Genomic DNA, 14,574 nt, shown 5'->3' on the forward strand with positions numbered 1-14,574 from the left:
TATGCATGTTGAAGTGCGGGGATTAAATAAGCATTTTGGAGATTTTCATGCGGTCAAAGACGTCAATTTCACCATTACAAAAGGTCATCTGATCGGACTGCTCGGTCCGAGTGGTGGCGGTAAAACCTCGATTCTTCGTATGCTCGCAGGGCTGGAGACACCGGATAATGGCGAGATAATTTTTCATGGTCAGACAGTTAACAATCTTCCTCCTCAAGAGCGCGGGATCGGCTTCGTTTTTCAGAACTATGCATTATTTAAGCATATGACTGTTTTTGATAATATTGCTTTTGGATTAAAAGTTAAAAAGGCCAGCAAAACTGCCATTCGTGACCGTGTTATGGAACTGGTGGAGCTTACCGGGTTAAAAGGCTTCGAGAAGCGTTATCCGCATCAGCTATCTGGTGGACAACGTCAGCGTGTGGCCTTTGCCCGTGCACTTGCGCCTGAACCACAGCTACTGCTCTTAGATGAGCCGTTCGCAGCAATTGATGCGAAGATCCGGCAGGAGCTGCGCGCTTGGCTACGTGAGCTGATTGAGCGTGTTGGCATCACTTCCATCTTCGTAACGCATGACCAAGACGAAGCGATTGAAGTCGCGGACGAGATTATGATCATCAACCAAGGACAGTTGGAACAAAAGGGTACACCTTGGGATATTTATAAGGAGCCTAAAACACCATTTGTGGCAACCTTCATCGGAGAGTCGACACTGATTGAAGATGCATCTGAGGTGAAAGGCTTTAAAGGTGCTGGAGACGGTAAGCCTACCAAAGCACTTATTCGTCCTGAGTATATTGAAGTGGGTAACCTGCATGAGTTCAAGATGGCTTCAGCTACGGAAAAAGGCGTCGTAAAGCATCTGCATTTCCGTGGAAGCGAATGGCTCGTTGAGGTTGAGGTTAATGGTCATAAGCTGGTTACTTACCGTTCCTTGGAGAAAGAAACATTGCAGCCGGGACAGGATATCTCAGTCCTTGTGCACCGCGCTTACCTGTTTAATGATGAGCGAAGCTGGATCCAGGAGAACAACCTAAAAGAAGATCCGATGCCGATTTTTATTTAAAAATAAATAAAATGATTTTCAATTTTTTTGAAGAGTAGCGAATGTGATGAGGAAGGATTAGAGGAACTGATGTGAAGGTATGAAGTAATGAAGTGGAAGTTTGGAACTGTAGGAGCGGAGCGACCGCCTTTGGTTCCGGATTTAATCCGCTGAGGATATAAAATCAATAAATCTGGGAACAACAGCGGCCGAAAGTCCAAACATTCCGCGTAATTACGGCAAATACCGAACGTTGGTTATTAGAACTTGGCTTAATCTTTGGAGCTACTTTCAAAGAAATATTTAAAATCATTATCTCGAAGGATGTGGGCCGCAATGAATTTCAAAAGGAGCAGACAACTGCACGGATGTTTTGCTGCCCTAATGCTGGCCATACTCACGCTGGCAGCAGTCGGTTGCGGGAATGAGAAGGCGATTACGACGATGGCAGATCCTTCGAAGCAAGGGGATGTCACGCTGGTCGTTGGCGCATACAGTGTGGCTAAGGATGCGATGGAAGATATTTTGCCGTTATTTGCAGCGCAGTGGAAAGCGGATACTGGGCAGGAGATTAGTTTTCAACAGTCTTATGAAGCCTCCGGAACACAGGCACGTGCAATCGTAGGCGGGTTCGAAGCGGATGTTACACTGTTAGCCATGGAAGGTGATGTCGAGAAGCTGGTTAAGGCTGGACTCGTAGCGCCAACGTGGAGAGAGCAGGGTGAACAAGGCATGGTGACACGTTCGGTAGTCGCACTTGGTACCCGTGAGGGAAATCCCAAAGGAATTCACGATTTTGCGGACTTAGCCAAGCCAGGGGTTAAAGTATTATACCCAAATCCCAAAACATCCGGTGGTGCGCAGTGGGATATTAACGCGATCTATGGGGCTGGTCTGAAGCTGTCAGAGGAGCAAGAGGGCGTTAAGGATCCAGCAGCAGCCAAAGCTTTTTTAGAAAGTGTACATGCCAATGTGGAGTCTCTGGATAAGAGCGGACGTGCATCCATGGCTGCCTTCGAGTATGGAGTGGGTGATGTCATTGTCACCTATGAGAATGAACTGCTGGCCCGGATTGCTCAGGGTGTTAAATATGAAGTCATTATTCCTAAAAATACAATGCTGATTGAGAATCCAGCGGCTGTCGTAGAGAAGTACGCGGATAAGCATGGGACACGCGCGGCAGCAGAAGCATTAGTTGATTTCTTGATGACACCACAGGCACAAGAGGTCTTCGCAAAATATGGATTTCGTCCCGTAGATAAACAGGTCTATGCGGAGAACAAAAGCCGTTACCCCGATCCAGCGGGTCTCTTCGATATCCATTATTTAGGGGGCTGGGATGAGGTGCGAAGCACACTTTATTCCAAGCGGGGGATTTGGTATCAGGTACTTGCCGGAATATAGGCAGAGGTGTATGAAAAGAGTCATCCTAGCAGGTCTTCTGCGCAAGGGATGGCTTTTTTTGGTGAGCATCTTTAAGATAGACATATGGTAATTTAAGACTTCCTTGATGGGAACTGAAGGAGAGATAGATTATGGATACGTTGGTGTTTTTGGGTACTGGGGATGCCATGGGTGTTCCTCGGGTATATTGCAGCTGCGAGACCTGCACAGAAGCAAGGGAGCATGGGAGCAATACAAGGCTGCGTTCCTCTGTACTTATAGATAATGGCAGTGACTTTCTAGTGATTGATTGTGGGCCAGATTGGCGACGTCAGATGGAGGCGCAGGGAGTACGGAATATGCGAAGACTGCTGGTGACGCATGCTCATTTTGATCATATTGGTGGGCTACCGGAATGGGCAGATGCTTGTCGATGGACGGGCATTAAGGGTGAACTTTATACTCCAGCAGAAGTTATTCCTATTATCGAACGGCAATACCCTTGGCTGCGAAATCACATCGAGATGATTCCCTGTGATGAAGGGATAGAATTGGACGGCTGGAAGATAGATACCTGGAAAGTAAATCATGGCAAGAATGGATATTCGTACGCTTTTCGGCTAGAGAAGGAGGACTACAAATGGGTGTATTGCCCAGATTCCATATCTCTAGGGGCTGAGGAGACACGCCTGATGCACGGAGCTGATTTGCTGGTGCTTGGTACAAGCTTCTATTACGAAGCGGCGGAGCTATCCACTCGTTCTGTGTACGATATGACGGAGGCTGCGGAGCTGCTGCAAATTGTGAAGCCTAAAAAGGCAGTATATACGCATATGTCACATGATGTGGATCTGAGAAAAGCATATATTTTGCCGGAGAATGTTACACTGGCACAGTCTGGGACGAGAATTCCACTATACAAAAACCCATTCTCTTCACTTTAGAAGAGAATGGGCAAGTAGAAATAAACGGATTAAACAGTTAATTGTTCTGGTTCATTTAAAGGGTGACGTCCGCTTACCCCAAGCATGACTAAGGAAATAATGATGAGTATTAAACAGAGTACAAATGAATACCGGTAACCTACAATACTGGCTAAGCCCCCGCCAACAAGACTCCCAATCAGTCTACCGATCGTGGATGAATTAGAATAAAGCGTGGATGCATACCCAGGCATGTTTGGGAGCAGATCCTGGATGTAGCTAATGCCAATCGCTGATATCACAGCAACGAAAACGGCGAGTAGAACTTGGGCTGCAAGCATCTGCCACATCGCGCCTGAGAAAATGACAACGAGATAATATGCTCCTCCTAAAATGGCCCCACACATCATCAAGGCTCGGTTACTGTACTTCGCACTGAGTAGACCGAGCATAATCATAAATGGAATTTCCAGCGCAGCACATATACTGCTGACTAGACCGACATCACTTGTCGATCCCCCTAGATTGTTTGTAATAAAGAGGGCCGTATTGATGCTGCTCGTCCAGTGAGCTACATACATGAGTATCAGAATCAGAAAAGGCAGCAGAATATTGCGGTTCTGACTGAGCCGGAAAGTTTTCACTTTTACTTCAGCCTTGTTGCTGCTCAGCTCTGTATCTGTATTTGATTTGAGAAATAAGAAAACGAGTAAGGCAACAAGCAGGAATACTCCGATCGTACCCGTGAAAATCCCCTTAAAACCAACAGCAGCGATTAGCAGAGTACCGATTAAAGGACCTGTAATAAAGCCGAGAGAGAAGGCAGAACGTAAGGTGGAATTAGCAAACGCAGTATCCGTAAAATTGCTCTTATTCACTGCTTCTCTAGCGATGGCGAACAATTGAGGCATCCCTGGTGCACCGAGGGCGGTGAACACAATCATGTAGATGAACAAGATCGTGAAATCCTGAATGAGCAAGTACCCGCTATAAGCCAGCGCATTACAGAGTGTGGCCACAAGGTAAATGTTTTTTCGATTTAAGCCGAGGTCAGAGCGTCTCCCGATTAGTGTACTGATCCATATTCCGGCAATTAACGTGGTGGCTAGAAAAACGCCAAACAATCCGACAGATACGGCAAGCTGTTCCGTGAAATAAATGGATAAGAAGGGTGAACTGAGTGAAATCCCCATACCCTGAAGTAACATACATAAAAAGAGTAAGGCATAAGAGGGAATTGAAAATAGTGCAGTAAGTCTTTTGATCATGTTGTAAAGTTACTCCTCTATTTTTTGTTAAGATAGTCAAACTGGTTCTAGTATACATGAAAAAGAAAACAACAATCAGCCTGTTGATGTCCCTTTTGTGATTTCTATTTCATCCTGTATTCAGAAGCAGGTATATGCTTTATAATCAGAAAGTATTGCCGTCTTATATTTACATATATAGAAATTATCAACGATAGGAAAGGGAATGTTAAGTAGCTAATAGGGGAGAGGATTGATTTTTTTGAAGCAGAAAGGTGTTTTCTCAAGATTAAGTACATACATGTTAAGGCACAAGCTCTTATATACGGTTTTATTATTTACTACTTTATTTGGGATTGTTCTGGACTTAACAATTGCTTGGCTGCTCTCAGTAATTACGGATGCGGCAGTTAGACTTGATGTGAAAGCTTTTAAAGGGCTGGTTATATTCGGATTAATCTACTTATTAGTGAGCGCAATTAATGGTTTCATCGATCGATATCTCAAAAATAAAATTTCGGCCAAGATCAGAAATGAGCTGCGGCTAGATATGATGCGACATGCTTTAGCTCTTCCTCAGTCTTATTTTGACCGGAATCACTCCGGGGATTTGTTGTCCCGCTTTACTAATGATAATCAATCTGTGGGTAATGCTACCGGTGAGGTAATGATTGATTTAATCCGTAACCCTTTGCTTGCTCTCGCGGCTTTTGGTTATTTGCTCTATATTAACTGGCTACTGGCATTGATCTGTTTTGCAATGGGGCCTTTGATGTTCCTTACGGGAAAAATCTTCGGTTCAGCGATGCGTGAGAACAGTGTGAAGATTCAGACTAATATGAGCAAGATTACTTCCTTTTTGCATGACATTTTAGGCAGTAGTATGGTGTTTAAATCCTTTAGCATCGAACGCAAACTAATGAAGCAGTATCAGGAACATAGTGAGAATATCACTTCCGAAGAATTAAAACGGGGAAGAATTGAGGGAGCTACTGGCTCGTTCTCCTCTTTTCTGGGAAACTTTACGTTTCTTCTGGCGTTGGTCGTTGCTGGTTATTTTGTGGCAAAAGGATCACTTGAGGTCGGTGCGATGATTGCTTTCATCCAGCTCATGAATTATTTAGTGATGCCGTTCTCGGCATTGCCAGGACTGATCAATTCGATGCAGCAATCACTTGGGGCGGCGGGACGGATCTTTGAAGTGTTGGATAGCCCTGTAGAAGTGGAGGCTTTACCCGAAGCAGCTACGAAGCAGCCTGAATTTGAGCGTATGGTCATGTCCTCGGTATCCTTCTCTTATCCGGGAGCGGAGAGACATAGTTTGAACAAAATCAGCTTAGAGCTTCATAAAGGGGCTCAAATGGCAATTGTGGGACCGAGCGGTGGAGGGAAATCTACGCTTTTTAAGGTACTGCTTGGGTTATATGAACCTGATGAGGGTGAAGTATTTATAAATAATGAGAAGACAAGCGAGATGAGTTTAGCTAAACTTAGGAGTCACTTCTCTTATGTTCCACAAGATTCCGGGCTGTATACAGGAAGTATCCGTGATAACATCCGGAATGGAAATCCAGATGCAGATGAACAAGAAATTTTGGAAGCTTTGCGACAAGCGAACGCTTATGATTTTGTAATGGAGTTGCCGGAGGGCCTTGATACAGATATCGGTGAGGAAGGTTCGCGCCTGTCTGGTGGACAACGCCAGCGACTATCGATTGCAAGAGCGATTCTTAGGAACTCTCCTATTCTATTGCTGGATGAAGCTACTGCTGCGCTTGATAATGAATCGGAGAAGCTGGTGCAGCAAGCGATTCGTAAATTAATGGGAGACAAAACCACACTAGTTATCGCTCACCGTCTATCAACGATTCAGAACGCTGATGTCATTCTAGTGATGGAGAACAGTGAAATTGTGGAGAGTGGTACCCATGAGGAGCTGCTTGCGGCAGAAGGAAGATATCATGATTTGTACTATTCTCAGCTGGAAGAGGAAGAGGCTGGGGAGGGTGAGCAAGAGTCATTGGAGTTTGCATCTACAGGAGTACCGAGCTTGCTGAAATAACAAAAGGGTGCTGTATCGTCATATATCATGACGTTACAGCACCCTTTTCTTAAGAAAGTGAATTTATATAGATTGAACTTTAACTCTATATAAGTTGAACGGAGGGGAAGTTTGGAACTGTAGGAGCGATAGCGACCGCCTTTGTCACCGGATTTCAACCGTGAAACACGGTATATAATCAAAGAAATCTGGTGACAACAGCGGCCGGAAGTCCAAACATTCCCCGCAGTCACGCACTTACCTTAATAGAAATATCTTAAGTTTAACGTATATAAAACTATTAAGTTCAGCCGATTTAGTTCACTTTATTGAGAATGAACTTATCAATCGCGTATTTTACGCCATCTTCATTGTTGCTTAGGGTTACGAAATCAGCGATTTCCTTCAGAGCAGGAATAGCGTTCGCCATCGCAACGCCAAGACCAGCAGCCTCGAGCATCTCATGGTCGTTCCAAGAGTCACCCATAGCCATAGTCTCGGAGAGATCACAACCAAAATGATTGGCTAGGAATTCAAGCGCAATTCCCTTGGTTCCTTCATGATGCATGATTTCTAGGAATTGTGGTTTGGATTTGGTAATATGCACGGAATCGCCGAGCAATTCACGCAGAATTGGAGCCAGCTCATCCAAGAAAGCAGGATCATCGATAATCAGCATTTTTGGTGTTTTTTGTGGGACAAGCTTCTCCCAATCTGGTTCAATATAATATGGCGTTTTGTTCAGGTCTGTATAATCTTTGATCTTCTGGTTGTCTTCACGGGCATACAGCTTGTCGTCAATGTAAGTTTGCAAATGCAGATTATGCTCCACGCAGTAAGTGAACAGCTTGTGTACCGCATCCTGTGGTACGTAACGCTCATATAGTACTTTTTCATCGAGCAAGTTCTTAACGAGTGCGCCTTGGTAAGTGATGATTGGCACGTTAAGTCCAGTTTGACGGGCAATGGCTTGCGCAGAAGCATAAGCTCGGCCTGTAGCAAGGGTTACAACAACGCCAGCGGCTACAGCCTCTTCAAGCGCAGTCTGTGTAGCGGGTGTTACTTCCTTGTCATCGTTAATTAGAGTGTCATCAATATCAATCGCGATCAATTTGTACATTTGTCTCTCTCCTTATCTCTTTCTAAATAAATGTAATTTGGAAAAATAATTCTTCTTATGTTGATTCTGACCCGGTTCCGGACACAGCTCTGCCATAAGCATAGCTCCCAGAATACAACCACAACCGAGCAGAGCGGACATACCAAGCGTTTCTCCGCCAAAGGCTAAGCCTGTCAGAACAGCGAATACAGGTTCTGTGGCATAAATAATGGCTACCCGGGAAGGCGTTGTGTACTTCTGGCAGGCGGTTTGAATCCAGAAGGCAAAAGCGCTGGTAGGACCAATAGAAATTAAAAGTGCCCAGAGAACGTCCGGCTCCTTGATAAGCTCTGCGCTGTGTGCCAGCGGTGCAGCTCCTTCAAAGATAAGCGAAGCGACAATGCTGAACAGTCCAACGAAGGCGAGCTGCAAGCTTGCCAGCGGCAACGCTGGATAATGAGGTGCATAAACGCCAGTATATGCGACTTGTAGCGCAAAAGCTATGGCGCAGAGCAAGATCAAAGCATCGCCTTTATTCAGGGACAAAGCAGAGCCGGTGAAGGTCAGCAGATAAAGACCTACTACGGCAAGCGCCGCGCTGAACCAAGTGTAACGTGAAATGGCATGCTTTAGTAGCGCCAGAGAGAGAAACGGAACCAATACGACCGATAGACCGGTAATAAACCCGGTATTGGAGGTGGTTGTATATAGAAGTCCCATGGTTTGGAAGCCATAGCCCATAAACAAAAAAAGGCCTAGCAGCAAAGAATCGCGTACCATGCGGAAACTTAACTGTTTCCACTCCTTGCGGTAAAAAATAAAAGTGATTAGAGCCAGCAACAGGGCAGCACCTGTAAAGCGGATGCTGTTAAAAGCGAGTGGAGGGAGCACTTTGACAGCATTTTGAACTATCAGAAAGGTGCATCCCCACATCATCGCCACGAGTAGCAGGCTGAAATCGGCCATACGGGAACGCTTCACTTCTTAGGTCATCCTCTCTTCGGCAAATGCCGTCCTTGTAAGAACGACAAGGTCAAGTTGTCCAAATTGTATCGTATATTCATGGGGAGGACAAGATAGGAATCGCTCAAAGGCTTATATTTAAAGGGATTTAAGGGATTAGGCTAGACAAAAAAACAAGGTCTTGATATACTTCGATAACCGCACATTTGTTCTTGTTTTTCGCATCTTAGAAAGGAGCGGTTTCACCATGATGGGTAGATCCCATTTAATAATCAGCACTGGGGTTACCCTATCTGTAATGAGTTTGATGTCACACGAGATTACGATTCCAGTTATTGCGGTCGCAGCGTTAAGCTCTTTGCTGCCTGATATCGATGAACCGAATTCGCTGCTCGTTCGCAAGGCGATTCCAGAATTTCTATTAAGAGCGCTGCAAATTGCTTTGATAGGCGCGGCGATCTATCTCTATTTTGCCGGAATCGTGGAACGTCCTTGGAATATTGTGCTTGCACTGCTAGTCGGAAGTGTCTCTTTCCTGCCTAGTCGAAAGCTGCGCCATTTGGTCATGATCTTGATTGCCATAGCACTCTTTGCGTTCGGGGAAGCCTATGATCCATGGAACTACATTGCAGCGTGCGTGCTTGTAGTCTCATCGGTTGTTCCTCATCGTGGACTGACACATACCTTGTATGGAGTTTCGGGCTGGAGCGCCTTATTGTATTTTGCCTCAGCGGGTATAAATGATGGTGGCAGTCTGTGGATAGCTGGCGGTATGTCGTATGCACTTCATCTACTGGCAGACTCCCTTACTCAAAGAGGAATTACACCATTGCCGCCAATACCCTTTAAGCTGCGTCTAAAGCTAATGAGTACAGGCACGAAAAAAGGTGGAGCCGTAGAGAATATCTGCATCATGCTGACTCTAGCGTTCGTTGTCTATGTATTTATACTTTCTCCTTGAACTAAAATGAATATGAAAGAGGGGCTTGTCTATTCTTTACGCAAATTGCGCATAGGATAAGCAGGCCCCTTTATTTTTATCGCTTAAAAGCTTGTAAGACTATTCTTCTAAGAAAACCAGTCCGATAAAGTCCTCCGGCTCAATACGTCCGAAATAATGCTTCAAATCCAGATCAGCTAATGCGTCTCTAACCTCTGCCTCATTATAACGTTTGCCGCGAAGTGCATTTTCAACATCTACTACGTCACCAACCCCAAAGAAGTCACCATAGATTTTAATGTCCTTAATGAGGGAATCCTCAATATCCATGCGAATATCAATAATTCCAGCAGGGAATTTGCGTGTGTGTTTGACATTACTTTTTGGTGACAGACCGTAGTTCCAGTCCCAGTTTTGGTAGTGCTCTTTGGAAATTTCGTGGATTTTGTCCCAGTCGGCTTGTTGCAGCTTGTACTGAGGAACTTCTGAAGGATCCATACCAAAGATCGAACGCAGCAGGCCGGAGCGGAACTCTTCAATGGTCATGTCTGTACCTAGCAGCTCTTTGATGTTCGCTACGCGACTACGTACGGATTTGGTGCTTTTGGATTTGAATTTCTCTGGATTTACTTTCAGTGAGGCTTGTACATTATCTAAATTGAGATTGAACATCAGTGTTCCATGGCTGAACATGCGTCCACGTGTGGAGAATTGAGCGTTTCCGGAAATTTTTTGCTCGCCAACTTGAAGATCATTCCGGCCACTAAGCTCAGCGTTAACACCCATGCTTTGTAAGTAGTCGATTACCGGCTGGGTGAATTTTAGGAAGTTATGGAAGGATTGGCCGTCGTCCTTAGTAATGAAGCTGAAGTTTAAATTTCCGAGATCGTGATAGACCGCTCCACCGCCAGACAAACGCCGTACAACCTTTATATCATTCTCTTTAACATATTCCTGATTGATTTCTTCAATCGTATTTTGATGTTTACCGATGATGATAGATGGGCTGTTAATATAAAAAAGCAGGTAACTCTCGTCCATCGGCAAGTGTTTCAGCGCATATTCCTCAATCGCCAAATTGATGGAAGCGTCAGTAATCCCTGTGTTATCAATAAAAATCATAGTGAATTCCTCCGTTGCAGCAAAATTGATTACAGTTCTCATTTTAAACCAAAAGCAGTTTTTTAACAAAAGAGATCGCTTCGTGTTTCGGTGGAAATAAAGTATTTGACTGGATTCGTTGAATTAATGCGATTTTTATATTGAAGAATTTCAACAAATCTTTTGCATTTCTCCAGCCCATGCGTTACTATTTTTATATTGACAAATTTGCAGGTCTAAATAAGGAGGTTACACGCTATGTGCCCCCGTACCAAAGAACAAAATGAGCTCATACGCATACAGCGCAAAGAACAGATCCTGGACGTCGCCGCGCGCTCCTACTTTCGCACGGGCGGCAGCTTTGATATTCGCGACGTCGCCCGCGAGGCAGGGCTTGGTTACGGCACAGTATACCATTATTACCCCAACCGGCATTTATTAATAGAAGATGTGTTAGAAAGCGGCTTTGAACGATGTGAGCAAGTTATCGCAAAATGGGCGAATATCAGTGGCAGCCCACCGGATGACTGGCAGTTGTTGATGTATTGTAAAGCGCTGCTCCAGCTGTGGCAGTCGGACGCCCGCGCATATCTCGTCTACAAAATGGCGGCGGAACATTATGCAGGTTTGCCTGAAAGGTATCGACACCACGCCAAAAGAAAATTTATGGAACGCCTGTACGTTCCACTCCAATCGATCGCCCAGTGCGAAGACGACAGCGTCGACCATATGCTTGCCGTGCTGGTCGGTTGCTGTGGGCTGCACTACTATGCGGGCAATTCCGATCTGAACGTCGATCGAATCGCCCGACTCGCTATCCAAGCTATTACGAAGGGGTCCTGATACGAACATGGTCATTTTAAAAAGCAAGCATGAAATTGAGGCTATCCGCAAGGCATGCCAAGTGGTGGCTGAATGTCATCGTACAATCGCCCCGCTTATCAAACCGGGTATTACCACCAACGAGATTGAGCGCATATTCGAGGACATTATGTTGAAGCACGGCGCAAAGCCATACCAGAAAGGCTATAGGGGCTATCAATATGCGACTTGTGCCTCCGCCAACGATGTGATCGCACATGGCTTCCCTAGCAATAAGCCACTTGAAGAAGGCGATATCGTGACGATCGACACGGTCGCTGAGCTCGATGGCTGGCTCGGCGATTCGGCTTGGAGTTATGCGGTCGGGCAGATCTCGCCGACGGCCGAGAAGTTGATGCGTGTTACGAAGGAATGTCTTGACCTGGGCATCGAGCAGGCTCAGCCCGGCAATCGACTCGGCGACGTGACGAGCGCGATTCAGCGGCATGCGGAATCACACGGTTTCGGCGTCGTGCGCGACCTTCTCGCCCATGGCATCGGCCGCGACCTGCACGAGGAGCCGACTTATATGCATGTCGGCAAGCCTGGAAAAGGCTCCCGTATCAAGGAAGGTATGGTGTTCACGATTGAGCCCATGATCACCGAAGGTACATACTTCATGACAATCGATCCGGACGGCTGGACCGCACGGACGATGGACAACAAGCTCGCCGCCCAATACGAGCATACGATCGCCATCACGGCTGAAGGTCCACAAATTTTGACCGCTCAATAGAAAAAATTAGAGGTCGACCAACGAAATGGTCGACTTCTTTTTTTCGTATTCGGCATAGCATCTTTCTTTATTCGTACAGGTGATTCCTTTAGTGAAGCATTGACGTATTTCCGGCAAAGACGCAATAATGGTGGCAAAGACATACATATTGAGCAGGAGAAAGTTGATAGAGGGAGTGTAAATATGCTTGAAAAATACGGCCACGGCGGTGATTTGCTAACGGCTGCGGAACTTTATGAGGAAGCTGGCGGCAGATTTCTCGATTTCAGTGCCAACATTAATCCACTCGGGCCTCCGCCAGCCGTCTTGGAGCTACTTAGAACGGCATTGTCTACGGTGGTTGCCTACCCGGACCCTGGACATCGACGCTTCAAAAGTCTGCTGGCAGAGGATCTTGGTATACATAGTAGTTGGTTGACAGTAGGCAACGGAGCCGCAGAATCTATGGCATTGTTGCTGCTTGCGATTGCTCCGCAAAAGGTAGGTATTGTAGAACCTTGTTTCTCCGAGTACCGGCAGCTATCTGTACAATTCGGCGCAGAAGTATTATCTGTTCAGGGGACAAGGGAACAGCACTTCCGGGCTGGAGTGAATGAGATTGTCGGGCTGCTGGAGAAGGTTGAGCTGCTGTTCCTTGGACAGCCGAACAACCCCAATGGCGTTCAGTATACTGTGGATGAACTGCGATTGTTAGCGCAGAAGGCAGAGAGCTGCGGAACTTATTTCGCTGTGGATGAAGCTTTTATTGATTTTATTCCAGAAGCTGAACGGAATACGCTGCTGCCGGAGCTGGATCAGTTCCCGCATACGATATTGGTGCGGTCGATGACGAAATTTTATGCGATTCCCGGATTGCGTCTCGGGTTTGCCATTTCGCATCCGGAGCTGGCAAAGGCGATGACCGGAAAGCAGGTTACCTGGAGCGTGAATGGTTTGGCGCTGCTGGCGGGCGAAGCCTGCCTTGGTAGCGGGCGCGAGTATGAACGTCGCACACGCGAACTGATCGCCACGGAACGGGAACTGCTGCGGCAAGGCCTTATGCAGCTAGGCTGCGATGTGCCGTCAGGCGAAGCCAACTTTCTGCTCTGTGGCCTGCCTTCGCCGTGGAGTGCGGCTGATATGCAGACCCGTCTTGGGCGTGTCGGTATACTGGTCCGCAGCTGCGCTATGTACCCCGGTCTAGGGGAAGAGCATATCCGGGTTGCTGTTAAGGGACATGAGGATAATGTCCGGCTGCTGATACGGATGAGGGAAATTCTGGCGGATATGTGACCTGTGTAGTGTAGGGGCCGAAAGTTTACTGCTTTATCGATTCATGTTGCGCAGATAGTTGGGAGTAGGGAAGATAGTCATTTGCTGAAATAGAGAATTAGGTAGTTTCTAAGTGAGGCGGTTTGGGAGAGAAGGAGCGACCGCGAAGCTGGTTGGATGAATGGATAAAAGTAATGTGCTGTGGAAGGAGCAGGATCGAGATATGGTGCAAGTGAAGATTCCATTTAACCTCGCAGGAGGCGTAAAAGAGTACCATTCGGCCATCTGGCCAGGGCTTACTTTACAGTGGAAGGGAAACCATCTGCTACTAGAGCTGCCTGCTGAAGCAGATGGTTTATCGAGTGCGTTCTATGGTGGAGGAATGAATCGGCTAGAGCGGGCTGTCAATTTATATGTTGACCGCAATTATGAATGTAGTGATCCTGTTCAGGATATGGAGAATAAGCTCCGCGAGTGGGGTTATTCAATGTCTGGCTGCGCCGGTCTGATGACGGCTGTACCGCTTGAACATGCAGCGGTAGCTGAGGAGGATACTGGCTCAGCGGGGATTTTTGTTTGCGTTACAGCCGCCGCAGGAAATGCTGCGCGCGCGGGTGTGGAACGCAATGTGCTGGCTGTTTATCGGCCGGGTACGATTAACATAATGCTAGGTATTAATGGCTGCCTGACACCGGCGGCCATGGTCAACGCCGTGCAGACAGCTGTCGAAGCCAAAGCTGCTGCTCTGGCCGATCTCGGGATTACCGATCCCGAGAATGGCCTGATCGCAACCGGAACAACTACGGATGCGATAGTGCTCGCTGTGAGCCAAAGTGGGCGATACAAGGCAGAGCATGTTTACGCCGGAACCGCTACCGACCTTGGAGGTGCTATCGGGCGGCTTGTATATAGCGCTGTGACGGGTAGCTTACTATCGGTGCAAGCAAGGAAGGACAGCTAATGAGAATGGATAGCTGGAGAAAC

Annotated in this window: 13 protein-coding genes; 9 read left to right on the top strand and 4 right to left on the bottom strand. The window is 46.6% G+C overall.

Going from position 1 to position 14,574, the window contains the following annotated elements:
- The first annotated feature begins 1 nt into the window (after window position 1).
- The 3 genes from L1028_RS04180 to L1028_RS04190 all read left to right on the top strand — a co-directional run bounded on the left by L1028_RS04180 (window position 2) and on the right by L1028_RS04190 (window position 3,372).
- A complete protein-coding gene (locus L1028_RS04180; protein ID WP_042124940.1) occupies window positions 2–1,066 on the top strand; it encodes a sulfate/molybdate ABC transporter ATP-binding protein in 1,065 nt (354 codons plus the stop codon).
- Window positions 1,067–1,381: 315 nt separating this feature from the next.
- Window positions 1,382–2,449 carry a sulfate ABC transporter substrate-binding protein gene (locus L1028_RS04185; RefSeq protein WP_234531600.1) on the top strand — a complete coding sequence of 356 codons (1,068 nt, stop codon included), beginning with the start codon at window positions 1,382–1,384 and terminating at the stop codon, window positions 2,447–2,449.
- Window positions 2,450–2,580: 131 nt separating this feature from the next.
- A complete protein-coding gene (locus L1028_RS04190; protein ID WP_234531602.1) occupies window positions 2,581–3,372 on the top strand; it encodes an MBL fold metallo-hydrolase in 792 nt (263 codons plus the stop codon).
- 29 nt (window positions 3,373–3,401) lie between these two features.
- On the opposite strand, the gene L1028_RS04195 is transcribed toward L1028_RS04190, so the two are convergent.
- Window positions 3,402–4,619 carry a sugar efflux transporter gene (locus tag L1028_RS04195; RefSeq protein ID WP_234531604.1) on the bottom strand — a complete coding sequence of 406 codons (1,218 nt, stop codon included), beginning with the start codon at window positions 4,617–4,619 and terminating at the stop codon, window positions 3,402–3,404.
- A gap of 280 nt (window positions 4,620–4,899) precedes the next feature.
- Here L1028_RS04195 and L1028_RS04200 point away from each other — a divergent pair, with 280 nt between their 5' ends.
- Window positions 4,900–6,660 (top strand): ABC transporter ATP-binding protein, encoded by a 1,761-nt coding sequence (locus L1028_RS04200; protein ID WP_234531606.1) that lies wholly within the window; start codon window positions 4,900–4,902, stop codon window positions 6,658–6,660.
- Between the two features lie 295 nt (window positions 6,661–6,955).
- On the opposite strand, the gene L1028_RS04205 is transcribed toward L1028_RS04200, so the two are convergent.
- Entirely contained in the window at window positions 6,956–7,759 is an 804-nt protein-coding gene (locus L1028_RS04205) for a Cof-type HAD-IIB family hydrolase (RefSeq protein ID WP_042124947.1), read from the bottom strand.
- A 12-nt stretch (window positions 7,760–7,771) separates the two neighbouring features.
- On the bottom strand, window positions 7,772–8,719 hold the full coding sequence (locus L1028_RS04210; protein ID WP_234531608.1) for a DMT family transporter: 948 nt from the start codon (window positions 8,717–8,719) through the stop codon (window positions 7,772–7,774).
- A gap of 229 nt (window positions 8,720–8,948) precedes the next feature.
- Between L1028_RS04210 and L1028_RS04215 the strand changes: the two genes are divergently transcribed.
- Complete coding sequence (locus tag L1028_RS04215) at window positions 8,949–9,662, top strand: metal-dependent hydrolase (RefSeq protein ID WP_234531619.1); 714 nt, start codon at window positions 8,949–8,951, stop codon at window positions 9,660–9,662.
- Window positions 9,663–9,761: 99 nt separating this feature from the next.
- Here the strand turns inward: L1028_RS04215 and lplA are convergent, their stop codons facing one another.
- Window positions 9,762–10,763 (bottom strand): lipoate--protein ligase, encoded by a 1,002-nt coding sequence (lplA, locus tag L1028_RS04220; protein ID WP_234531751.1) that lies wholly within the window; start codon window positions 10,761–10,763, stop codon window positions 9,762–9,764.
- A gap of 237 nt (window positions 10,764–11,000) precedes the next feature.
- On the opposite strand from lplA, the gene L1028_RS04225 reads away from it, so the two are divergent.
- From L1028_RS04225 to L1028_RS04240, 4 genes are all read left to right on the top strand, one after another.
- Window positions 11,001–11,585, top strand: coding sequence for a TetR/AcrR family transcriptional regulator (locus L1028_RS04225; protein WP_234531621.1), 585 nt, complete (start codon window positions 11,001–11,003; stop codon window positions 11,583–11,585).
- Between the two features lie 7 nt (window positions 11,586–11,592).
- Complete coding sequence (gene map, locus L1028_RS04230) at window positions 11,593–12,339, top strand: type I methionyl aminopeptidase (RefSeq protein WP_234531634.1); 747 nt, start codon at window positions 11,593–11,595, stop codon at window positions 12,337–12,339.
- 183 nt (window positions 12,340–12,522) lie between these two features.
- Window positions 12,523–13,611: a pyridoxal phosphate-dependent aminotransferase gene (locus tag L1028_RS04235; RefSeq protein ID WP_234531636.1), complete on the top strand. Its 1,089-nt coding sequence runs from the start codon at window positions 12,523–12,525 to the stop codon at window positions 13,609–13,611.
- Between the two features lie 160 nt (window positions 13,612–13,771).
- Window positions 13,772–14,551, top strand: coding sequence for an adenosylcobinamide amidohydrolase (locus L1028_RS04240; protein ID WP_234531638.1), 780 nt, complete (start codon window positions 13,772–13,774; stop codon window positions 14,549–14,551).
- The last annotated feature ends 23 nt before the right edge of the window (window positions 14,552–14,574 follow it).

This window comes from Paenibacillus pseudetheri, from assembly GCF_924513355.1.
Taxonomy (GTDB): Bacteria; Bacillota; Bacilli; order Paenibacillales; family Paenibacillaceae; genus Paenibacillus_AQ; species Paenibacillus_AQ pseudetheri.